Annotated in this window: 19 protein-coding genes; 3 read left to right on the top strand and 16 right to left on the bottom strand. The window is 73.8% G+C overall.

From position 1 onward, the window contains the following. Window positions 1-88 precede the first annotated feature (88 nt). Window positions 89-1543: a cation:dicarboxylate symporter family transporter gene (locus tag O2W14_RS01410; protein ID WP_269174301.1), complete on the bottom strand. Its 1455-nt coding sequence runs from the start codon at window positions 1541-1543 to the stop codon at window positions 89-91. A 155-nt stretch (window positions 1544-1698) separates the two neighbouring features. Between O2W14_RS01410 and O2W14_RS01405 the strand changes: the two genes are divergently transcribed. Continuing rightward, window positions 1699-3327 (top strand): sensor histidine kinase, encoded by a 1629-nt coding sequence (locus O2W14_RS01405; RefSeq protein ID WP_269174300.1) that lies wholly within the window; start codon window positions 1699-1701, stop codon window positions 3325-3327. Beyond that, complete coding sequence (locus tag O2W14_RS01400) at window positions 3324-4019, top strand: response regulator (protein ID WP_269174299.1); 696 nt, start codon at window positions 3324-3326, stop codon at window positions 4017-4019. Before O2W14_RS01405 ends, O2W14_RS01400 begins: the two co-directional genes overlap by 4 nt. Window positions 4020-4115: 96 nt before the next feature. On the opposite strand, the gene O2W14_RS01395 is transcribed toward O2W14_RS01400, so the two are convergent. The 8 genes from O2W14_RS01395 to O2W14_RS01360 form a co-directional block, all read right to left on the bottom strand. Then, window positions 4116-4604 carry a hypothetical protein gene (locus O2W14_RS01395; protein WP_269174298.1) on the bottom strand — a complete coding sequence of 163 codons (489 nt, stop codon included), beginning with the start codon at window positions 4602-4604 and terminating at the stop codon, window positions 4116-4118. Next, window positions 4601-4963 (bottom strand): response regulator, encoded by a 363-nt coding sequence (locus O2W14_RS01390; protein ID WP_269174297.1) that lies wholly within the window; start codon window positions 4961-4963, stop codon window positions 4601-4603. The genes O2W14_RS01395 and O2W14_RS01390 overlap by 4 nt, the downstream gene beginning before the upstream one ends. Further along, complete coding sequence (locus O2W14_RS01385; RefSeq protein ID WP_269174296.1) at window positions 4960-5463, bottom strand: chemotaxis protein CheX; 504 nt, start codon at window positions 5461-5463, stop codon at window positions 4960-4962. The genes O2W14_RS01390 and O2W14_RS01385 overlap by 4 nt, the downstream gene beginning before the upstream one ends. Beyond that, window positions 5460-5843, bottom strand: a complete 384-nt coding sequence (locus O2W14_RS01380; protein ID WP_269174295.1) for a response regulator — start codon at window positions 5841-5843, stop codon at window positions 5460-5462. Before O2W14_RS01380 ends, O2W14_RS01385 begins: the two co-directional genes overlap by 4 nt. A 2-nt stretch (window positions 5844-5845) precedes the next feature. After that, window positions 5846-6670 carry a CheR family methyltransferase gene (locus O2W14_RS01375; RefSeq protein ID WP_269174294.1) on the bottom strand — a complete coding sequence of 275 codons (825 nt, stop codon included), beginning with the start codon at window positions 6668-6670 and terminating at the stop codon, window positions 5846-5848. Further along, complete coding sequence (locus O2W14_RS01370; RefSeq protein WP_269174293.1) at window positions 6667-7788, bottom strand: protein-glutamate methylesterase/protein-glutamine glutaminase; 1122 nt, start codon at window positions 7786-7788, stop codon at window positions 6667-6669. The genes O2W14_RS01375 and O2W14_RS01370 overlap by 4 nt, the downstream gene beginning before the upstream one ends. 126 nt (window positions 7789-7914) lie before the next feature. Then, on the bottom strand, window positions 7915-8829 hold the full coding sequence (locus tag O2W14_RS01365; protein ID WP_269174292.1) for a hypothetical protein: 915 nt from the start codon (window positions 8827-8829) through the stop codon (window positions 7915-7917). 209 nt (window positions 8830-9038) lie between these two features. After that, complete coding sequence (locus tag O2W14_RS01360; protein ID WP_269174291.1) at window positions 9039-9425, bottom strand: ArsR/SmtB family transcription factor; 387 nt, start codon at window positions 9423-9425, stop codon at window positions 9039-9041. Window positions 9426-9513: 88 nt separating this feature from the next. Between O2W14_RS01360 and O2W14_RS01355 the strand changes: the two genes are divergently transcribed. After that, a complete protein-coding gene (locus O2W14_RS01355; protein WP_269174290.1) occupies window positions 9514-11220 on the top strand; it encodes a SpoIIE family protein phosphatase in 1707 nt (568 codons plus the stop codon). 27 nt (window positions 11221-11247) lie between these two features. Here O2W14_RS01355 and O2W14_RS01350 read toward each other — a convergent pair whose 3' ends face one another. The 7 genes from O2W14_RS01350 to O2W14_RS01320 all read right to left on the bottom strand — a co-directional run bounded on the left by O2W14_RS01350 (window position 11248) and on the right by O2W14_RS01320 (window position 22176). Further along, a complete protein-coding gene (locus tag O2W14_RS01350; RefSeq protein WP_269174289.1) occupies window positions 11248-11679 on the bottom strand; it encodes a hypothetical protein in 432 nt (143 codons plus the stop codon). Window positions 11680-11799: 120 nt separating this feature from the next. Beyond that, on the bottom strand, window positions 11800-13404 hold the full coding sequence (locus tag O2W14_RS01345) for a methyl-accepting chemotaxis protein (RefSeq protein ID WP_269174288.1): 1605 nt from the start codon (window positions 13402-13404) through the stop codon (window positions 11800-11802). Window positions 13405-13704: 300 nt separating this feature from the next. Then, window positions 13705-15315 (bottom strand): methyl-accepting chemotaxis protein, encoded by a 1611-nt coding sequence (locus O2W14_RS01340; protein WP_269174287.1) that lies wholly within the window; start codon window positions 15313-15315, stop codon window positions 13705-13707. 228 nt (window positions 15316-15543) lie between these two features. Continuing rightward, window positions 15544-17139 (bottom strand): methyl-accepting chemotaxis protein, encoded by a 1596-nt coding sequence (locus O2W14_RS01335; RefSeq protein WP_269174286.1) that lies wholly within the window; start codon window positions 17137-17139, stop codon window positions 15544-15546. Window positions 17140-17521: 382 nt separating this feature from the next. Further along, complete coding sequence (locus tag O2W14_RS01330; RefSeq protein ID WP_269174285.1) at window positions 17522-19129, bottom strand: methyl-accepting chemotaxis protein; 1608 nt, start codon at window positions 19127-19129, stop codon at window positions 17522-17524. Between the two features lie 163 nt (window positions 19130-19292). Then, the gene (locus O2W14_RS01325; protein ID WP_269174284.1) at window positions 19293-19745 is read right to left on the bottom strand and encodes a chemotaxis protein CheW; all 453 of its coding nucleotides are present in this window, start codon (window positions 19743-19745) and stop codon (window positions 19293-19295) included. 1 nt (window position 19746) lies between these two features. Continuing rightward, window positions 19747-22176 carry a chemotaxis protein CheA gene (locus O2W14_RS01320; RefSeq protein ID WP_269174283.1) on the bottom strand — a complete coding sequence of 810 codons (2430 nt, stop codon included), beginning with the start codon at window positions 22174-22176 and terminating at the stop codon, window positions 19747-19749. Window positions 22177-22236 lie beyond the last annotated feature (60 nt).

Raw genomic sequence — 22236 nt, 5'->3', positions numbered from 1 at the left:
GCACCATCGCCGCGGGCGCGCCGGGGAGCGCCGCCCCGGGGTGCCGCCGCGGGTCACCCGGCCAGGTGACCGCGCGGCGGCTGCCGGGTCAGCGCGGGGACGGCGTCTCGCCGGTGCCCCGGGCGCCGCTGGCGGCACCGAGCCCGCGCTCGTCGGCGTGCACGTCGCCGTACCCACCGCCGTGCCCACCGCCGTGCCCGTGGCCGTCGTCGACCATGGTGGCCTCGTCGAAGGGGCGGTCCCCGGCCAGGACGGCGTCCAGCTGCTCGCGGTCGAGCTCCTTGGTCCAGTGGGCGACCAGCACGGTGGCGATCGCGTTGCCGGAGAAGTTGGTGACCGCACGCGCCTCGGACATGAACCGGTCGATGCCGACGATCAGGCCGACGCCCTCGAGCAGCTCGGGACGGTGCGAGGACAGGCCGCCGGCCAGCGTCGCCAGGCCCGCGCCGGTGACGCCCGCGGCGCCCTTCGAGGCGATGATCATGAAGACCAGCAGGCCGACCTGCTCACCCAGTGACAGCGGGTCGCCCAGCGCCTCGGCGATGAACAGCGAGGCCATCGTCAGGTAGATGGCGGTGCCGTCGAGGTTGAAGGAGTACCCGGTCGGCACCACGATGCCGGCGACGGGCTTGGAGACCCCGACGTGCTCCATCTTGGCGATGAGCCGGGGCAGGGCGGTCTCGGAGGAGGACGTGGAGACGATGAGCAGGAACTCCCGGCCCAGGTACTTGAGCAGCTTCCACACGTTGATCCGGGTGAAGACCCACAGCACCGCGCCCAGCACGCCGAAGACGAAGATCAGGCAGGTCGCGTAGAAGCCCAGCATCAGGACGGCGAGGCTCTTCAGCGCGTCGACGCCGGTGGCCCCGACCACGGCCGCGATGGCGCCGAAGGCACCGATCGGCGCGACCCACATGATCATGGACAGCACCTTGAAGACCAGCCGCTGGAAGTGGCCGATCCCGCGCAGCACCGGCTCCCCCGCGGTCCCCATGGACTGGATGGCGAACCCGACCAGCAGCGCCACGAGCAGCGCCTGCAGGACCGAGCCGTCGGTCAGCGCGGAGACCAGCGTCTCGGGGATCAGTCCGAGGATGAAGTCGGTGGTGCCGCCAGCGCCCTCCGCGGTCTCGGCCAGCGACGAGCCGCGCCCACGCAGCTCGTCGGACAGCTGCAGGCCGTCGCCGGGGTGCAGCAGGTTGCCCACGACCAGGCCGATGGTCAGCGCGAAGGTGGACATCAGGATGAAGTAGCCCAGCGCCAGGCCGCCGACCTTGCCGACCTGGGCGGCCTTCCGGATCGAGCCGATGCCCAGCACGATCGTGCAGAAGATGACCGGCGCGATCAGCATCTTGATCAGGTTGACGAAGGCGTCGCCGAGCCACTTGAGGCCCACGGCGAAGTCGGGGAAGACCAGCCCGACGACGATGCCCAGGGCCACCGCAGCGATCACGGAGAGGTAGAGCCAGTGGGTGCGGTCCCGCCGGCGGCTGGGGGTGCCGGTGTCGGCACCCCGGTCGGGAGGCGTGCTGCCTGTGGCCATGACTGCTCCTGTGGAGTCGGCGACCGGGCTGCTGGCCTCGGATCAGGTCACCCGGACGGCGGGCGACCCGAGCACCTTCACCCGCACCGTGATCGACGTCACCCATTAGTCCATAACGTTCACAGCGGGGACCCCTCCCGGTGGACACTCGGCGCGTGCACCCTCCCGCCCCTCCCGGCCGCCGGCCCGGGCGCGGCAGCCTGGCCCGCCAGCTGCTGCTCCTGCAGGCCAGCGTCGTGCTCGTCGTCGTGGTCGTCGCCAGTGGGGTGGCCTACGGCTCTGCCCGGACGGCGGTGCGCGAGGCCGCCGAGGCCGAGGTGCTCGGCATCGTCGAGAGCCTGATCAACTCGCCGTTCGTTCGCACCGCGGTCTCCGGCCCGGACGCGACCGCGCTGCTCGAGCCCTACGTGGAACAGATCAGGGCCGACACCGGGACCTCCTTCATCACCGTGCTGGCGCCCGACCGCACCCGGTACACCCATCCCGACCCGTCCCAGATCGGCCGCCCCTTCCTCGGCACGATCGCCCCGGCCCTGGCCGGGCGGACGTTCACCGAGACGTACTCCGGGACGCTGGGACCCTCTGTCCGGGCCACCGGGCCGGTGCTCGACGAGCGCGGCCAGGTGGTCGCCCTGGTCTCGGCCGGCATCACCGTCACGACCATCGGCGACGACCTGCAGGGCGCCCTCCCCGGCATCGCCTGGACGGCGCTGGCGACGCTGGCCGTCGGCGGGCTGGGCAGCTGGGCGATCAGCCGCCGGCTGCGCCGGCAGACCCACGGCCTGGGGGCGGCCCCCCTGGCCCGGATGCTGGAGTACTACGACGCCGTGCTGCACGCCGTCCGGGAGGGGTTGCTGCTGGTCGACGGCGACTGCCGGGTGCAGCTGGTCAACGACGAGGCCCGGCGGCTGCTCGACCTCCCCGAGGACCTGACCGGCCGGCACGTCACCGACCTCGGGCTGCCCGCCGGGCTCACCGACGTGCTCACCGGGCAGCGGCTCACCGTGGACGCCGTCCAGGTCACCCGGTCCCGCGTGCTGGTGGTCAACCAGGCACCGGCGCGGCAGGCCGGGCGGACGGTCGGCACCGTGGTCACCCTGCGCGACCACACGGACCTGCAGGCGCTGACCGGTGAGCTGGACAGCGTCCGCGCCTTCGCCCACTCGCTGCGCGCGCAGTCCCACGAGGCGGCCAACCGGCTGCACACCACCATCTCCCTCGTCGAGCTGGGCCGCACCGAGGAGGCGATCGAGTTCGCCACCACCGAGCTGGCCGTCGCCCAGCGGCTCACCGACGAGGTCGTCGCCGCCGTGGACGAGCCGGTGCTGGCTGCCCTGCTCCTGGGCAAGGCGGCCGCGGCGCACGAGCGCGGGGTGTCCCTGGTGGTCGACCCGGACTCGGCTGTCGGCAGCACCGGGCTGCCCGGCGGCGACCTGGTCACCGTCGTGGGCAACCTGCTGGACAACGCGGTGGACGCGGCACTGGAGGGTCCGCCGCCGCGTGAGGTGCACCTGCTGCTGGAGGCCACCGGGGCGGCGCTGGAGGTGCGCGTCGAGGACACCGGCCCCGGACTGACCGCCGACCAGGCACGGCGGGTGTTCGACCAGGGATGGACGACCAAGCAGGCGCCCGCGGGTGCGCCGGCCGGCCTGGGGCGGGGTCTGGGCCTGGCACTGGTGGCCCAGACCGTCCGCCGCCACGGCGGCACGATCGAGGTGCGTCCCGGACCGGGCGCGGAGTTCACCGTCACCGTGCCGCTGCCGTCCCCGGCGACCGCCCGGTGACGGGCGCCCCACCGGTCCGGGTGCTGGTGGTCGAGGACGAGCCGATCGCGGCCGAGGCGCACCGGCTCTACGTCGACCGGACACCCGGCTTCACCGCGGTCGGCGTCGCCGGCACGGGCGCGCAGGCCCGGCAGGCGCTGACCCGGCAGCCGGTGGACCTCGTGCTGCTGGACATGCACCTGCCCGACGCCCACGGCACCGACGTCGTCCGCTGGTTGCGGGCCACCGGCCAGGACGTGGACGTGCTGGCCGTGACCTCCGCCCGGGAGCTGTCCACCGTCCGCGCCGCGGTCTCCGCCGGGGTGGTGGGCTACCTGCTCAAGCCGTTCACCTACCCCGCACTGCGCGACCGGCTGACCGCCTACGCCGCCTACCGGGACCGGCTGGCCGGCACCGGTGACCTGGACGGGCAGGACGACGTCGACCGGGTGCTCGGCGCCGTGAGCACCCCCCGCCCGGCGGCCCTGCCCAAGGGCATGTCGCCGCAGACGCTGGAGGCGGTGGTGGCCGCGCTGCGCGGGGGCACGGACACCGCCGACGGGCTGTCGGCGGCCGAGACCGCCGAGCTGATCGGCGCCTCCCGGATCACCGCGCGGCGCTACCTCGAGCACCTGGCCGACGCCGGGCTGGCCACCCGCAGCCCCCGGTACGGGACGGCCGGGCGCCCGGAGGTCGGCTACCGCTGGCGCTGACCGCCCCCGGGACGCCACCACCGACACGACAGGACCGGGGGAGCGGGGCGGCTGCCCTGCTCCCCCGGTCCCGGGGTCGTGCGGTGGAACGGTGGGTCAGTGCGCCATCACGATCGACAGCGCGCCCTTGCCGTACCCGGCCACCTCGGCGGTCAGGTCGATGCGGTTGAACGCGGCCGCCAGGCCGGCGATGTCGCCGGGGAGGGCCTCGCCGGGCGCGTAGAGCTTGTACAGCTTCGAGTGGGTGATGCCGCCGCCGTTGAACAGCGCCGCCATCACGTTGACCACCTCGTACAGCACCTCCAGGTGCATGTCCGAGAGCTCGCCGTCGTCGATGGCGTCCTCGAGGCCGCCCTTGGGCAGCAGCGCGAAGGCGCCGGCGCACCACGCGGCGAGGGGGACGTCCACCAGGACCAGCGCGGTGGTGGCCAGCGTCGGGTCGACGTAGACGGCCACGGCCGGCTTGTCGTTGAGCGAGAGCGGGTCGCCCGGTCCCACGGTGACGTCCTTGCCGATCAGCCCCTCGATCAGGTCCCGGACGTCCTTGGGGTTGGGCAGCAGCGCCGGCGCGGTGGGGGCGGTCACGAGAGGACCCCGTCCAGGGCGTCGCGGAAGGTGTCCTCGGTGAAGGGCTTGGCGATGAGGAACAGAGCGCCGGCGTTGGCCGCCTTGTCCCGCATCTCCGGCGAGCCCTCCGAGGTCACGAAGCCGAAGGGCACCTGGGAGCCCGAGGCGCGCAGCGCCTCGAGGCACTCGATGCCGGTCATCTCGGGCATGTTCCAGTCCGAGAGCACCAGGTCCGGCTTCTCGGCGGCGACCATGTCGAAGGCCTCCTTGCCGTCGGCGGCCTGGATGATGTCGTGGTCGTCGTACCCGGCCTGACGCAGGGTTCGGATGACGATCTGCCGCATGACTCGGCTGTCGTCGGTCACCAGGATCTTCACTGCTGCGGCACCTCGTTCCGCTCGGTGTGCGGCGCCACGGTGACGCCCTGCACGGAGATGGTCAGGGACTGGCCACGCCACTGGCCGGTGAGACGGCGGACGTCGTCCAGCCGTCCGGTCGGCGGCGCGGTCCCGATCTGGGGCAGCCCGAGGGCCGAGGGCCCGGGCAGCACGGACTTGATGTTGCCGCCGAGCACGTTGGCCAGCTCCCCCAGCGCGTCGGCGACGTCCTCGTCGTCCACGACCGTGGGCGGCCGGGTCATCAGCACGTTCTCGGTGAGCGCCGCGGCCGTGGCCGGGGCACAGGTGAGGACGACGGCGCCGTTCCACGGGCCGGAGATCGTCACCCAGGCGCTGACGACCTCGGCCGGCGGCGCGACGGGCACCGGCACGAAGGCCTCGCCGTCGCCCACCAGCGAGGGCCAGACCTCGTCGGCGATGCTCTGCACCGTCTCGACGTCCAGCAGCTCGGTGATCGGCTGGGCATGGGACAGGGTCACGCGGACACCTCCTCGGGGAGCAGGCCGAGCAGCGCGAGCTTGTCCCGCATCGCGTCGGCGGTGAAGGGCTTGATCAGGTACTCGTGGGCCCCGGCGGCCAGCGCCTTGACGATCTGGCCGGTCTCGCTCTCGGTGGTGACCATCATCAGCGTCACCTGCCGGTGGGCGGGGTTGGCGCGGACGGCCATGACGAACTGCAGTCCGTCCATCACCGGCATGTTCCAGTCGATGCAGCACAGGTCGGGCGTGAAGCCCTCCTCGAGCACGTCGAGGGCCTGTCGGCCGTCGCCGGCCTCGCGGACCTCGTAGCCGAAGTCCTTGAGGATCGTGCCGACGATGCGCCGCATGGCGCGAGAGTCGTCGATCACCAGAGCGCGCATGGTCAGGCTCCCTTCCGGGGTCGGTAGGCGGAGCCGCGGCCGAGGACGACCCGCTCCCAGTTGTCGTCGACCCCGAGGGTCGTCTCGGCGGCGCCGAGGAACAGCCAGCCGTCAGGCCGCATGATCTGCCGCACCCGGCCGAGGATCTGCTGCTTGGTGGCCAGGTCGAAGTAGATGAGGACGTTGCGCAGGTAGACCACGTCGAAGGTGCCCAGCCGCGGCAGCGGGGCCGCGAGGTTGCACTCGCTGGCGGTGACCATGCGGCGCAGCGCCGGCGCGATCTCCCACTCGTTGCCGGCGCGGGTGAAGTGCCGCACCAGCATCGAGGCCGGGAGGCCGCGGTTGACCTCCAGCTGGCTGAACCGGCCGGCGCGGGTGCGCTCGACCATCTGCCGGGAGAGGTCGGTGGCGGTGATGGCCACCCGGGTCGCGGCGTTGGGCAGCGCGTCGGACAGCAGCATCGCCAGCGTGTAGGCCTCCTGCCCGCTGGAGCAGGCCGCCGACCAGATCTGCAGCCGCTCGTCGGGACGGCGGGCGGCCAGCAGCTGGGGGAGCACGGTGGAGGTGAAGGAGGTGAACGGGTCGCCGTCGCGGAACCACGACGTCTCGTTCGTGGTCAGCGCCTCCACGATCCGCCGGGTGACCGCCGGGTCGGGCGTCTTGCGGACGCTCTCGACCAGCTCGCTCACCCCGGACAGCCCGCGCTGCTGGGCCATCGGGAGCAGCCGGGCCTCGACCAGGTACTCCTTGCCGGGCTGCAGGACGATCGCGCTCTCGCGGTGGACCAGCTGGCGCACCCAGTCGAAGCTCGTGGTGGTCAGGGTCATCGGATGCCTCCCATCGGTACGGCGGCGCGGCCGGCGGCGGACAGCGCACCGGGTCGCGGGGTGGGCAGGAGCCGGATGATCGCCTCGGCGACCCGGCCGAGCGGCAGTACCTCGTCGGCGAAACCGGCCTGGGTGACGGCGCCGGGCATGCCCCAGACGACCGAGGACGCCTGGTCCTGGGCGACGACGCTGCCGCCGGCGTCCCGGATCAGGCCGGCGCCGATGCGACCGTCGGAGCCCATGCCGGTGAGCACGACGCCCAGCACGGCGCCGTCGTAGGCGGCGACCGCGGAGCGGAAGAGGACGTCGACGGCCGGGCGGCAGAAGTTCTCCGGCGGGGCCTGGTTCAGCGCGGTGCGCCGGCCGGCCCCGTTGGTGCCCACGGTCAGGTGGAAGTCGCCGGGGGCGATGTGCACGGTGCCCGGGGCGAGCGGGGTGCCGTCGACGGCCTCGACCACGTCCAGGGCGCACAGCCGGTCCAGCCGCTGGGCGAACTGCCGGGTGAAGACCGGGGGCATGTGCTGCACCAGCAGGACGGGCACCGGCAAGTTCGCCGGCAGCAGCGGCAGCACCTTGGTCAGCGCCTCGGGGCCACCGGTGGAGGAGCCGATCACGAGGACGGCGGGGGACTTGGGGGCGCGGGTGCGGGCGGCCGGCGGGCGCACCGCGACCGGCGCGGCGGCGGCCACCGGGGCGGCCGCGGTGAGCGGGCGACCGGTGAGCGCCTTGATCTTGGGGATGAGCTGCTGGCGGACGCTCTCCATCGACTGCGCGACGCTGCCGACGTTGGCCGGCTTGGTGACGTAGTCGTTGGCGCCGGCGGACAGCGCGTCCAGGGTGGCCGACGCGCCGCGCTCGGTGAGCGTGCTGAACATGATGATCGGGACGCGGTTGCGCAGGCCACGGATGGCCCGGACCGCCTCGATGCCGTTCATCTCCGGCATCTCGATGTCCATCGTGATCAGGTCGGGCTTGAGCTGGTCCAGCTTCGCCACGGCCAGCCGGCCGTTCACGGCGGTGCCGACGACGTTGATCATCGGGTCCGCGGAGAGCACGTCGGTCACGATCTTGCGGACGACGACGGAGTCGTCGACGACCATCACCTTGATCTGTTCCACGCGTTCCCCCGCAGCCGTAGGTACCGGCCGGTGGGCCGCTCCCTCCCTGTATCGGCACGGGGGTGCCGGGGCTTGAGCGGACCAGGGGTCTCGTCCCGGATCAGGGGGTGGTGGCCCCCGGGGAGGTCAGCTCCCCTGCGGCAGCGCGCGCCCGGTGACCATCGCCCAGGGCGAGCCGAGCACGGTGAGCGACTCGTCGTCGAGCAGGTCGGCCATCGCCAGCCCCTGCACGCAGCCGGCGAGGGCGTTCCAGACGCCCTCGGCGCCGTCGCGCGGGGTGAAGCCGCCCTCGACGAACGCCGAGACGGTCATCAGCTGGGCCGCGGCCAGGGTGCGGGTGCGCCCGGAGACGTGGGCGGCCCAGGCGGCGCCGTGCATGGCGGCGGCCCAGGGGCGGCGCTGTGCACGACCGGCGTCCACGGCGGCCCGCCAGCGGCGGCGGTCCGTGTCGCCGGCGCCGCGGACGGCGTCCAGCAGCTCGGCCAGCCCGGTGGCCATCGGCCCGAGGTCCGGCCGCGGGCCGGGCTCCCAGGCGGTGCCGGTGGCGTAGGAGCCGGTCAGCGCCCGGCGGGTCGGGGCGTCCAGGGCCTCGGCGGCCCACCAGCCGGTGGCGGCGTCGGCCAGCACGTCGGCGGCGAGCGCGGCGACGGCGGGGTCGCAGTCGGCGACGACGGGGTGCTCCGGGCCCAGCACGTCGTCGCGGACGAGACGCTCGAGGGCCGGGGTGTTGCCGATCGTGCTGCGCTCGAGGAGCGTGACCAGCTGCGCCGAGCGGTCGTCGAGGTCCCCGGTGGGCTCGCCCATGTCGCGCAGCTGGGGGACCCCGGCGGCGGCGAGCTCGTGCGCGCGGCGGGCCCGGACGGCCAGCGCGGCGCGCTCGGCGTCGGAGCGGCCGGCGGCGGCGTGGGCACCGGCGAGCCGGTGCAGGGTGTCGGCGTCGGCGCCGAGGCCGGTCAGCAGGACGTCGGCGACCTGTGCGCCGCCGGACAGTCGGACCAGGTCGAAGCCGAGCGTCGCTGCGCTGACCAGGGAGTAGGGCACGTCGCCTCCAGGTGGGTGGTGCGGCAAGCGTGCGGGGACACCGCCACCTGCTGCCACGCCCCGCTCACCCGCTCGCGGGACGGCGAGGAGGGAGCGCCGCGCGTTCCTGTCCGACCGTCAGTGCCCGATCACAGCGTGTTCCAACCGCTGTCACCCGGTCGTGGCGCGCCGGTCGGGTCGCGCCAGGGCCGGCCGGCCGTGGCACGGGCTCAGCCGGTGCGGGCGCCCCGGGCGGAGTCGGCCAGGGCGACGGCGTCGTCCGCGCCGTCGAGGGCCTCCAGCAGGGCCTGCCCCTGGCGCAGGTGGGCGGTGAGCATCCGCCTGGCCACGGCGAGCAGCTCGGCGGTCTGCGGGTCGCACAGCGAGCAGATGACGTTGCTGCCCGACCGCCGACTGTCGACGATGCCGGCCCGGCGCAGCACGGTCACCTGCTGCGACAGGTGCGACAGCTCCAGCCCGGTGGCCGCGGCCAGCTCACCCACGGTGTGGTCGCCCTCGGCGAGCAGTTCCAGCACCCGGATGCGCGCCGGATGGGCCAGGGCCTTGAAGAGGTCGGCCTTGGCCTCGGCCAGCGGCCGGCCGGGGGTGAACGGCATACGCCCAGCATAGGGCGGCCGGGTAGCGTCTGACCGACTTGAGAGAGTCGTCAAGTCATCGAACTGACGAACTGGCAGAAGAGGTGCGATGGCCCGCTGGTGGCGGACGGACGACGAGAGCACGGACACCGACGCCCAGACCCTGGAGACGATGCCCATCGGCCTCGTCGAGCTGGACACGGAGTGGACGATCCGGTTCGTCAACCGCGCGGCGGAGTCGATGCTCGCCGTCCCACGGGAGGGGCTGGTGGGCCGGTCGTACTGGGAGGCCTTCCCGGCCAACGTCGACAGCGAGTTCGGCCGGGCGTACCACCGGGCCGTCTCCACCCGGCAGCCGCAGACGGTGGAGGCGTTCTACCCCGAGCCGTTGAACCAGTGGCACGAGGTGCAGGCGGTGCCCACCGCCCAGGGGCTCTGGCTGTACTTCTCCGAGATCACCGCCCGCCGGGCGGCCGTCGAGCGGCTGGCCCTGCTGGCCCAGGTGAGCGACGAGCTGGTGGGCACCCTGGACGCACCGGCCGCCGTGGGCCGCATCCCGCGGCTGCTGGTGCCGGCGCTGGCCAGCTGGGCCACGCTCACCCTGCTCGGCGAGGACGGCAGCCTGACCGACGCCGGCGGGGTGCACGCCGACCCCGCCCGCACCCCGCTGGTGCGCCGGTACGCCACTGCCGTGCTCGAGTCCTCCCCCGCGACGGCGCCGCTGCTGCGCGCGGTCACCACCAGCACCCCGGTGACCCTGTCCGGCACCCAGCTGACCGGCCCGGCCCTGGGCACGGTGGCCACCGGGGACGCCCGCGAGATGCTGCGGCTGCTCGGCCCGGACACGCTCACCGTGCTGCCCGTCCGCGGCCCCGACCACGTGCTCGGGGCGCTCACCCTGGGCCACGACCGGCACCGGACGGTCGACCCGGCCGACCTGGCCACCGCCGCCGAGGTGGCCGACCGGGCCGGACTGGCCCTGGACAACGCGCGGCTGTACGAGCAGCAGCGCCGGCTGGCCGAGGAGCTCCAGCGCAGCATGCTCACCGCGCCCCCGGAGCCCGACCACGCCGAGATCGTGGTGCGCTACCTGCCGGCCGCCCAGGCCGCCCGGGTGGGCGGCGACTGGTACGACGCGTTCGTCCAGCCCGACGGCGCGACCACGCTGGTGATCGGCGACGTCGTCGGCCACGACACCGCGGCCGCGGCGTCCATGGGCCAGCTCCGCAGCATGCTGCGGGGCATCGCCGTCACCGGCGACGCCGGCCCGGCGCAGCTGCTGGCCCAGCTCGACGCCGCGATGACCCAGCTGCAGCTGCACACCTACGCCACGGTGGCGCTGGCCCGCTTCGAGCAGAGCACCGACGACCTCGACCGCGGCATCACCCGCATGCGGTGGGCCAACGCCGGCCACCCGCCGCCGCTGGTCGTCCACCCCGACGGCACGGTCGCCGAGCTCGCCACCTGGCGCGGCGACCTGATGCTCGGCGTCGACCCGACGGTGCAGCGCAGCGAGTCGGTGATCAGCCTGGACCGGGGGACGACGGTCCTGCTCTACACCGACGGGCTCATCGAACGCCGGGACTCGGTGCTCGACGACGGCATGGCCCTGCTCCGGGCCGCCGCCGCCCGGCTCGCCGACCGCCCGCTGCAGGAGCTGTGCGACCGGCTGGTCGAGGAGCTGGTGCACACCACCCCCGACGACGACGTCGCACTGGTCGCCATCCGGCTGCACCGGCAGGACCGCCGGCGCCCGGCCGAGGCCGGCCCCCGCGCCGTCCCGCCGACCGTCGGTCCCGACCCCGCCGACGGCTGAGCGGCCGGCACGGCGGCCGGGGACCCGTCAGCCGGGTCGGCCGCCGGCCGTCAGGGTGAAGACGACGCCGCCGCGCTCGTCCTCGGCGACCGTCTCCTGGGGCTCGGTGACGACCACCAGCCCGAGCCGGGCGGCCGCCCGGTCCAGCGCGGCGCGGGCCCGGTCGCGGACCAGCCCCCGGTCGCCCGCGGACACCTGCCACACGCCCGGGGGCACCACCAGCCCGACGGTGACCGTCTCCACGGGCCCGGGGGCGCCGTCCTGGGCGCCCAGCAGGGTGACGATCTCCTCCTGGAGCGTCAGGACCCGCTCGACCCGGCCCCGCAGCGGGTCCGGTCCGACCCGCAGCTGCAGCGGCACCCCGGGGACGTCCTGCCCGGCGCGCCGGGCGGCGTCGTTCAACTCGTCCGCCGCGTCCCCGAAGTCGGAGGTCAGCCGCGCGAGCTCGTCCAGGTCCACGGGCGACGAGGGTAGACCGTCTGTGTTTACAACGTAAACCGGCCGGGTCACCGACCGGGTCCAGCGGGAGGGCCCCTCGCCCGGCACGGGTGCGACGGTGCCGGGCGAGGGGCCGGGTCCTCAGAAGGTGAACCGGGCGACGCTCCCCCGCAGGTCGCCGGCCATCCGGGACAGCTCGTCCACGGCCAGCCGGGTCTGGCCCAGCGCCGAGGTCGTCGCCGAGGCCGCCGTGGACACCCCGGTGATGGTGGTGGCGATCTCGGTCGAGCCGCTGGCGGCCTCGGCGACCGAGCGGGACATCTCGCTGGTGGTCGCGGTCTGCTCCTCGACCGCCGAGGCGATGGTCAGCTGGAAGTCGTTGATCTGCCCGATCACGCCGGAGATGCCGCCGATGGCCGCGATGGCCCGGGTGGTGTCGGCCTGGATGGCCTCCACCCGGCGGGCGATGTCCTCGGTGGCCTTGGCCGTCTCCTGGGCCAGCTCCTTGACCTCGTTGGCGACCACGGCGAAGCCCTTGCCGGCCTCCCCGGCCCGCGCCGCCTCGATCGTGGCGTTGAGCGCCAGCAGGTTCGTCTGCTCCGCGATCGAGGTGATGGTCTTGACCACGGCCCCGATCTCCTTGGAGCTCGCGCCGAGGGCGGTGATGGTCTCGGTCGTCGACTCGGCCTCCCCCACTGCCTGGGCGGCGACCCGGGCGGCCTCGTTGGCGTTCTGGCTGATCTCCCGGATCGAGGCACCCATCTCCTCGGCACCCGCGGCCACCGTCGCCACGTTGCGGGACACCTCGTCGGCGGCGGCGGACACGACACCGGACTGCGCCGAGGTCTCCTGCGCGGAGCCGGAGATCTGCGCCGCGGACGCCGACAGCTCCTCGGCGGAGGCGGCGACCGCGTCGGCGGAGGCCACCACCGAGGTCATCACCGAGCGCAGCCCGGTCATCGCGTCGTCCAGGGCGGCCGCCGTGCGGCCCACCTCGTCACGGGAGCGGACGTCGGCGGTGCGGGTGAGGTCGCCGACGGCCAGGCCCTCGGCGGCGTGCTGCACGCGCTGCAGGCCGGCGGTGATCCGCCGGGCGATGACGACACCGATGGCCAGGGCGAGGACGGCGCCGGCCACCACGGTGCCCAGCAGGACCCAGCGGGTGTGCTCGTAGGAGGCGGTCGCCGCAGCGGCGCTGGCGGAGGCGTTCTCCTGGCGCAGCGCGGCGAGCCGGTCCAGGTCGCTGACGATCGCCTCCGCGATGGGGGCGACCTCGGCGTCCCGCTGGGCGGCCCAGGCCGTCAGGTCGCCGCTGTCGGCGAGGGCGTCGAGCGCCGGGAGGGCCGCCTTGTACTCGTTGAGGCTGCCCAGCGCGCTGTCGATCAGCTGGCGGCTCTCCGCCGTCGGGTGGGTGGCGAGGTAGTGCGAGGCGGCCCGGGCGAGCATGTTGAACGCCTCCTGCCGGTCGCCCATGTACCGCTGCCGGGCGGCGGAGTCGGTCGCGACGGCGTAGTTCACCGAGGACAGCCGCAGGGCGTACAGCTCGGCCCGCACGGCCTCGACGTCGGCGGTGCCGACCAGCTCGTCGCGGTACATGCGCTCGGTCGCGTCGGCCGAGCCGCGCAGGCTGGTCAGCCCGACCAGGCCCACGCCCACGGCCACCAGGACGGCGACGGCCACCGCCGACAGGATCTTGGCCAGGATGCCGCGCACGCGGAACCGGGCGAGGACGGATGGTGCGCTCACGGGTGTGCCTCCTGGGGCGGTGGTGCCGGCGAGGCCGGCAGCGGTGTGGTGGATCGTCGGGCAGCCCGACCGGCACGGACCTGCTCCTCAGCGGCGTGTCGGCGCGTCGACCTGCACAAAGACCACTGACCACCGCTCCCGGGCGACGAGTCGACACGGGCCGGTGACCGCACCGCCACCCGCCCACGACGACGACGGCCGCCGCCCCTCCGGAGAGGTGCGACGGCCGTCATCAGGCGTTCCCGGCCCCGTCCAGAGGCTCGCCCCGAGCCTGCGAGGGGGGAGGAGGACGGGGTCCTTTCAGTAGGTGAAGCGGGCCACGCTCCCCCGCAGGTCGCTGGCCATCCGGGACAGCTCGTCGACGGCCTGCCGGGTCTGGCCGAGGGCCTGGGTGGTGGAGCTGGCGGCGGTGGAGACGCCGGTGATGTTGGTGGCGATCTCGGTGGAGCCGCCGGCGGCCTCCTGCACCGACCGGGACATCTCGTTCGTCGTCGCGGTCTGCTCCTCCACGGCGCTGGCGATGGTCAGCTGGAAGTCGTTGATCGAGCCGATGATCTCGCTGATCCGGCCGATCGCGGCCACGGCCCCGGAGGTGTCGCCCTGGATGGCCTCCACGCGACGGGCGATGTCCTCGGTGGCCCGGGCGGTCTCCTGGGCCAGCTCCTTGACCTCGTTGGCCACGACCGCGAAGCCCTTGCCGGCCTCCCCGGCCCGCGCCGCCTCGATCGTGGCGTTGAGCGCCAGCAGGTTGGTCTGCTCGGCGATGCTCGTGATGACCTTGACGACGTTGCCGATCTCCCGCGACGAGTCGCCGAGCTTCACGACGGTGGCGTTCGTGGTCTCGGCCTCGGCGACGGCCTGGGCGGCCACGCGGGCGGCCTCGTTGGCGTTCTGGCTGATCTCCCGGATCGAGGCACCCATCTCCTCGGCACCCGCGGCGACGGTGGCCACGCTGCGGGAGACCTCCTCGGCGGCGGCCGAGACCACACCGGACTGGGCGGAGGTCTCCTCGGCCGAGGCCGAGATCTGCGCGGAGGAGGCGGACAGCTCCTCCGAGGCGGCGGCGACGGCGTCGGAGGAGGCGGCGACCGCGGTCATGACCTGACGCAGGCTGGCGACCGCGTCGTCCAGCGCGCGGCCCATCGTGCCCAGCTCGTCCGTGGTGGTCAGCCCACTGCTGCGGGTCAGGTCTCCGGCGGCCAGGCCCTCGATGACGTCGCGCACCCGCTGGGTGGCCCGGGCGACCCCGGTCGCGACGAACCAGCCGAGCAGGAGGGCCAGGGCCATCCCGACGACCAGGACCACGAGGACGAGCGTGCGCGCCGAGTCGGCGGCGCCGGCGGCCTCCTCCGACGCCTCGACGGCCAGCTGGGTCTCGGCCGCGCGGAGCTCGTCGAGCACCTCGGTGGCCTCGGTCAGCAGCAGGTTCGAGTTGTTGGCAGTGACCCAGCCGGGCACGTCGTTGGCGAGGGCCAGCGGGGCGAGGGTGCTCTGGGAGAAGGCCTGCCAGTCGTCGACCAGGCCGCCGGCCTCCGCGGCGAGGGCCGCGCGGTCGGCGTCCACGTCCAGGCCCGTGTAGGCGTCCTCGTCGCCCTGGTAGGCGGAGAGGATCTCGGGGATCCGGTCCAGTGCCTGCTGCGTGTCGGCGGGGGTCTGGGCGAGAGCGGCGTTGCGGGAGGCGACCCGCAGCTGCTGGATGTCGTCGGCCATGTCCCCGACGACCGCGACCGCGGCGACGTGGTTCTCCACCAGGTCAGCGGTGTTGGCGGCACCCTCGTTCACCGACTGGATGCCGACGACCCCGATGCAGGTGCCCGCGACGGCGGCGGCACCGACCGCGGCGAGCACCTTGGTCCGGACACTGCGGTCGCCCCAGACGGAGCCGGATCGTGCGAGCGGGTGTACGGACATGGGTCTCTCCTGGGAGTGGGGTGGGGAAGGGTCGAACAGGGGGAGTGGGCCCGCCGGGGAGTGTGGGTACCGGCGGGTTCCGGAACAATGGTGGACCGGTCGGGGAATGGCGCACCCGACGTCCGTGTGCGTGTCGCGGGAACGGTGGAGAAAGGACGGCGACCGTCCCGGGGAACTGCTTTGTCGACAATCCCCGGGAATGGCCGACGCAGACGCGGGTCCGACGGGTCAGTACGTGAAGGTCGCGATGCTGCCGCGCAGGTCGCTGGCCATCCGGGACAGCTCGTCCACGGCCAGCCGGGTCTGACCCAGGGCCGAGGTCGTCGCCGAGGCCGCGGCGGACACCCCGGTGATGTTCGTGGCGATCTCGGTGGAGCCGCCGGCGGCCTCCTGCACCGACCGGGACATCTCGCTGGTCGTGGCGGTCTGCTCCTCCACGGCGCTGGCGATGGTCAGCTGGAAGTCGTTGATCTGCCCGATCACCCCGGAGATGCCGCCGATGGCCGTCACGGCGCGCGTCGTGTCGGCCTGGATGGCCTCCACGCGGCGGGCGATGTCCTCGGTGGCCCGGGCGGTCTCCTGGGCCAGCTCCTTGACCTCGTTGGCCACCACCGCGAAGCCCTTGCCCGCCTCACCGGCCCGCGCGGCCTCGATGGTGGCGTTCAGCGCCAGCAGGTTCGTCTGCTCGGCGATGCTGGTGATGGCCTTGACCACCGCGCCGATCTCCTGGCTCGAGGTGCCCAGCGCCTGGATCGTCTCCGTCGTCGTCTGTGCCGCCACGACCGCCTGCGAGGCGACCCGGGTGGCCTCGTTGACGCTCTGGCTGATCTCGCGGATCGCCGAGCCCATCTCGTCCGCGCCGGCGGCGACCGTCGCCACGTTGCGGGAGACCTCCTCGGCGGCCGCAGAGACCACCGACGACTGCACCGAGGTCTCGTCGGCCGAGGCGGAGATCTCCGCCGCCGACGCCGACAGCTCCTCCGACGCCGCTGCCACCGCGTCCGAGGACGCCACGACCGCGGCGACGACGCCACGCAGGTGCTGCTGGGCGGTGCGGAGCTCGGCGGCCATCCGGCCCACCTCGTCCTGCGCGGTCACACCGGAGTCGACGGTCAGGTCGCCGGTGGCCATGGCCGCGAGCGAGGCCTGGACCCGGCCGATCGGGCGGGACAGCGAGCGCTGGGTGAGCAGGCAGATGCCGGCGATGACCAGCAGGCCGGCGACCGCGGTGAGCACACCCAGCCGGGCGGAGCGGGCGATCGCGGCCTCGACCTCGGCGTCGGCGGCGTCCGAGGCGGCGTGCATGACGTCCTTGGCCTCGCTCACGGCGACGTCGGAGACGTCGTTGGCGGCCTGGATCTCCTCGTACCGCAGCCGGGCGCCGGCCTGGTCGGCGACCGCGCCGTCGGTGAAGGTGCCGATCGCGGCGGTGTAGGTCGCGAAGGTGTCCCGCAGCCCGGCGACAGCGGTGGCGGACTCCCCGGTGAGCGGCACCTCAGCGAGCTCGGCGAGCAGGCCGTCGGCGGTCTGGGTGTCGTCCGCGAGGTCGGCCAGCTGCTCCCGCGGGTCGGGGTTGACCAGCGCCTTGAGCCCGTCGACCTTCAGCTCGCTGGCCCGGGTGTCCAGCTGCAGGACCAGGGTCTCCGCCTCGGCCACGGCGGACCGGGTGGCGCTGGCGTCCCGGACGGCGGCGTTGGAGGTGAGGAGGCTGGCGAGCAGGGCGCCGAAGGCCACCAGGACGACGCCGAGCAGGACGCCGAACTTGACGACGAGCCGGCGGCCGGCGAACCAGGCGAGCGGGCCGGAGGGTGCAGAGGAGCTCATGGCGGTTCTCCAGGACGACGACGGACCCCCGGTCCTGGGTGGACGGTGGGGGGCGGAGAGCACCACACACCGCCGTTCACCGCGCGGTCGACCTGTGTTCTCCGAGTGCCATCGTGGGGCAATCGATAACGCGCGTTACCGCTTCCCGCGCCGTGTCGCAGAGTGCGGCGGAGAAAGGGCGGCCACCCGACAGGAGAGGGTTCTTGTCGACAATCCCCCGACCATTCCGGGAATGCACCCGGCACACACGACCGCGGCCGCTGTCCGCCCGGGGAAGGGGACGGGACAGCGGCCGCGGGGGTCGGTGTGGTCGGGGGGGTGCAGCCCCCTTCCAGGGGCCCGCCCTGAGCCTGCGAAGGGCGGGGAGGAAGGGGGTCCTTCGTCAGTAGGTGAAACGGGCGACCGTGGTGCGCAGGTCGCTGGCCATGCGGGACAGCTCGTCGACGGCCTGCCGGGTCTGGCCCAGCGCCTCGGTGGTCGAGCTGGCCGCGGTGGAGACGCCGGTGATGTTCATGGCGATCTCGGTCGAGCCGCCGGCGGCCTCCTGGACCGACCGGGACATCTCGTTGGTGGTGGCCGTCTGCTCCTCGACCGCGCTGGCGATGGTCAGCTGGAAGTCGTTGATCGAGCCGATGATCTCCGAGATGCGGCCGATGGCGGTGACGGCGCCGCTGGTGTCGCCCTGGATCGTCTCGACCCGGCGGGTGATGTCCTCGGTGGCCCGGGCGGTGGCCTGGGCCAGCTCCTTGACCTCGTTGGCGACCACGGCGAAGCCCTTGCCGGCCTCCCCGGCGCGGGCGGCCTCGATGGTGGCGTTGAGGGCCAGCAGGTTGGTCTGCTCGGCGATCGAGGTGATGACCTTGACGACGTTGCCGATCTCGCGGGAGGAGTCGCCCAGCTTCACGACGGTGGCGTTGGTGGTCTCGGCCTCGGCGACGGCCTGCGCGGCGACGCGGGCGGCCTCGTTGGCGTTCTGGCTGATCTCCCGGATCGAGGCACCCATCTGCTCGGCACCCGCGGCGACGGTGGCCACGTTGCGGGAGACCTCCTCGGCGGCGGCGGAGACGACGCCGGACTGGGCGGAGGTCTCCTGCGCCGAGGACGAGATCTGGGCGGAGGAGGCGGACAGCTGCTCGGAGGCGGCGGCGACGGCGTCGGAGGAGGCGACGACCGAGGCCATCACCGAGCGCAGCGACTCCTGCGCGGCGGCCAGCGAGGTGGCCATCTGGCCGATCTCGTCGGCGTCGCGGACGTCGGGCACCACGGTCAGGTCGCCGGTGGCCATCGCCTCGACGGTCGCCTGCACCGAGCGGACGGTGGACAGCAGCCGGCGGATCATGAAGACGCCGAGCCCGGCGGCCAGGAGCACCCCGACCAGGGCGGTCGTGACCACGAGGACCACCGCCTGGTCGACCTCGGCGGCTGCCTCGGCGTTGCGGGCCTGGGCCTGGGCCGACTGGGCCACGCCCTCGTCCTCGAGCGCCTGGGAGAAGTCGCTGACGATGGGGGACGCGACGTCCTTGTAGATGCGGCCGAAGCCCTCGAGGTCACCGGCGTCGGCGGCCGGGATCAGCTGGGTCTCGTTGATCTCGACCAGCTTCCTGAACTCGGTCTCGAACGTCGCAGCGGCGGTCTGGTCGATGACGAAGGGGGTGTAGGAGGTGACGGCGGCCTGGAGGTCGGCCAGCTTCTCCGCCGCCTGCTCGCTGATGGCCGGCCGGTCGGCGGGCGTGTAGACCGGGTACTGCAGCACCCGGGAGCGGTAGGCGGCGACCGCGCGCTGCATGGCGGCCAGGTCGTTCAGCGGCCGGAGGTTCTGGGTGTAGATCTCCTCCTGCACCGCGTGCATGGCGCGCATCCGGGAGATCGACAGCACGTTGGTGCCGGCGACGACCACGACGAGCAGCGCCAGGACCGCACCGATCTTCAGGCCCAGCGGCCGGTCGGTGAACCAGCGGGTCCACCGGGCGGGAGAGGCGGCGTTGGTCATGGTCTGGCTCCTGGCTGGCTGGTGTGGTCGGTCCGGGCCCGTCGGGCGGGGTGGGTCTCGTGCGGCCCCCGGGGTGCCGGCTCGGCGGCCGGGGGAGTGGTGCGGGTGGAGCGGTGCCGCCCCACCCCCGGCGGACCGGGAGGTGGGGCGACTGGGTCCTCGTTCAGGTGCCGACGGCCCGGTTGACGTCCAGGGACAGCAGCAGCTGGCCGGCGAGCTTGTAGGCGCCGCGGATCAGGTCGCGGGCGCTGCCGTCGAGGGTGTCCGGCGGGGCCTCGAAGTCCCGCACGTTGACGTCGACGACGTCGGCGATGCTGTCGACCAGCAGGCTGACGGCCTCGCCGTGCAGCCGGACGACGATCACGACCGGCTGCTCCCCGGCCGGGCGGGCCGGGCGGCCGAGCCGCTCGCGCAGCTCGATGGCGGTGACGACCTGGCCGCGCAGGTTGATCAGCCCGGCGACGGCCGGCGGGGCCAGCGGCACCCGGGTGATGCTCTGGCTGCGCAGCACCTCCTGGACGTGCTCGACCTCCACGCCGTAGAGGTCGCCGTCGAGCCAGAAGGTGGCCAGCTGGCTGGTGACGGGCACGGTGCGGGCGTCGGTGGCGGTGCTCACGTCAGACCTCCATCAGGTGGGCGCCGGCGGCCTCGAGGGCGGCGAAGGCGTCGGGCATGCCGGGCGGGGGGTTGTAGAAGGCGGGGTCGGCGGCGAGGATCGCGGCCCGCACGTCGAGCAGCTCGGTGACCCGGTCGCCGATGACGGCCGAGCCGAGCAGGCCCAGGTCGTCGATGTCGCTGTGCACCGAGGCCTCGCCGTCGACGATGTCGAGGATCTCCTCGACCACGATGGCCACGCTGCGGCCGCGGTCGGCGTAGACGATGACCTCGAGGGTCTCGCGGTCGTCGTTGCCGAAGGCGCCCAGGTGCCGGTCCAGCCGGACGATCGGCAGGATCGCGCCGCGGTACTGCACGACCTCCCGCGACCCGACCCGCTCGACGGTGTCGCTGCGCACCTGCTCGAGGCGGGTGACGGTGTCCAGCGGGATGGCGACCCGGCGGCCGCCGCCGATGGCGGCCAGCAGCATCCGCTGGCGCTCCTGGCTGGCGATCGCGGCGGTGATCGCCGCGCGGGTCTCCTGCCGGTCCGCGGACTCGGCGCGCAGTGCGCGGCGGGCCAGCGCCTGGACGTCGAGGATCAGCGCGACGGCGCCGTCGCCGAGGACGGTGGCGCCGGAGTACAGCCCGATCGCCTTGAGCTGGCTGCTGACCGCCTTGACGACGATCTCCTCGGTGTTGATGACGCGGTCGACCACCAGGCCGAAGCGGCGCCCCTCCGAGCGGAGGACGGCGATGACGACGTGGCCGTCGTGCCGGTCGGAGGGCAGGCCCAGGACGTCGGCCAGGCGCACGAGGGGGAGCAGCTCGCCGCGGAGGCGGTAGACCGACGCACCGCCGACCTCCTCGACCGCGGCCGAGGCCTTCTCGGCGTCCAGGGCGACGAGCTCCTGCAGGCTGATCTGCGGGATGGCGTAGCGGTCGCCGGCGCACTCGATGGTCAGCGCCGGGACGATCGCCAGGGTCAGCGGGATGCGCAGCCGCATGCAGGTGCCGCGACCGACGACCGACTCGACCTCGATGGTGCCGCCGATGCCCTCGATGTTGGTCTTCACCACGTCCATGCCGACCCCGCGGCCGGAGACGTTGGTGACCGCGGCGGCGGTGGAGAAGCCCGGGGCGAAGATCATGTTCAGCAGGTCCTGCGGGCTCATCCGGGCCACCGTCTCGGGCGTGAGCAGGCCCTTGTTGACGGCGCTGCGGCCGATCTTGGCCGGGTCGATGCCGGCCCCGTCGTCGGCGACCTCGACCACGACCTGGCCGCTCTCGTGCCGCGAGCGCAGGGTGAGCACACCCTCGGCGGGCTTGCCGGCGGCGATGCGGTCGGCGGTGGCCTCGATGCCGTGGTCGACGGAGTTGCGGACCAGGTGGGTCAGCGGGTCCTTGACCGCCTCGAGCAGGGTCTTGTCCAGCTCGGTGTCCTTGCCCTCCATCTCCAGCCGGATGTTCTTCTGCAACTGGAGGCCGAGGTCGCGGACGACGCGGGGGAGCTTGGACCAGATGTGGTCGATCGGCTGCATGCGCGTCTTCATCGCGCTCTCCTGCAGCTCGCTGGCGATCAGGTTCAGCCGCTGCGAGGCGCGGATCAGGTCCTGGTCGTTCTGCCGGCCGACGTACTGGACGATCTGGTTGCGGGTGAGCACGAGCTCACCGACGAGCAGCATCAGGTTGTCCAGCAGGTCGACGTCGACGCGGATGGTGCTGTCGGCGACGCCGCGGCCCTTGGGGCCGGCCTCGGCGGTGCCCGGCTCGGGGGCGAGCGGGGCGGCGGGCGCAACGGCGGCAGGCGGCGGGGTGACCGGCGGGGCCGGCGGCACCGCGGCGACGGGTGCCGGGACGGCGACGGTCTCCACCGCCGGCACCGGAGCCGGCGCCGGGACGGCGGCCTTGGCGCGGGAGGCACGCTTGGCAGGCGCCCGCTTGGCGGCGGGCTTCTCGGCCTTCGCGGGCGCCGCGGCGGGGGCCTCGGCGGCCTCCACCACGGACTCGGCGGCGACGACGGCCTCGGCGGCCTCGACCACGGCCGTCTCGGCGGCGGGGGTGGGGACGTCCTCGAGGGCGGCGGCGAGCACCGCGACGGTGTCGGCGACCTCGACGGTGCCCTCACCACCGGTGGCCTCGATGGCGGCCAGCAGCGCCCGGATGATGTCGGTCATCATCAGCAGCGCACTGGTGCGGGACGGCGTCAGGTCCAGTGCACCGTCGCGGAGCCGGGACAGCAGGTTCTCCCCGACGTGCGCGACCTCCTCCAGCCGGTTGAAGGCGAGGAAGCCGCTGGTGCCCTTGATGGTGTGGATCGTGCGGAAGATGCTCGAGAGCCGGTCCCGCGACCGAGGGTCCTGCTCCAGGGCGACGAGGTCCTGGTCCAGCTGGTCCAGGTTCTCGTGGCTCTCCACGAGGAACTCCTCGACGATGTCGTCCAGACCTTCCACGCCTGCCTCTTCCCTTGGTGCGCCGTGCGGGCCTGTCCCGTCCGGTGATGGCTGTTTCGG

Source organism: Modestobacter sp. VKM Ac-2986, assembly GCF_026967795.1.
GTDB lineage: Bacteria > Actinomycetota > Actinomycetes > Mycobacteriales > Geodermatophilaceae > Modestobacter.
Note: the sequence above shows the minus strand (reverse complement) of the source record. Positions and strands in the feature narration are given on the sequence as shown.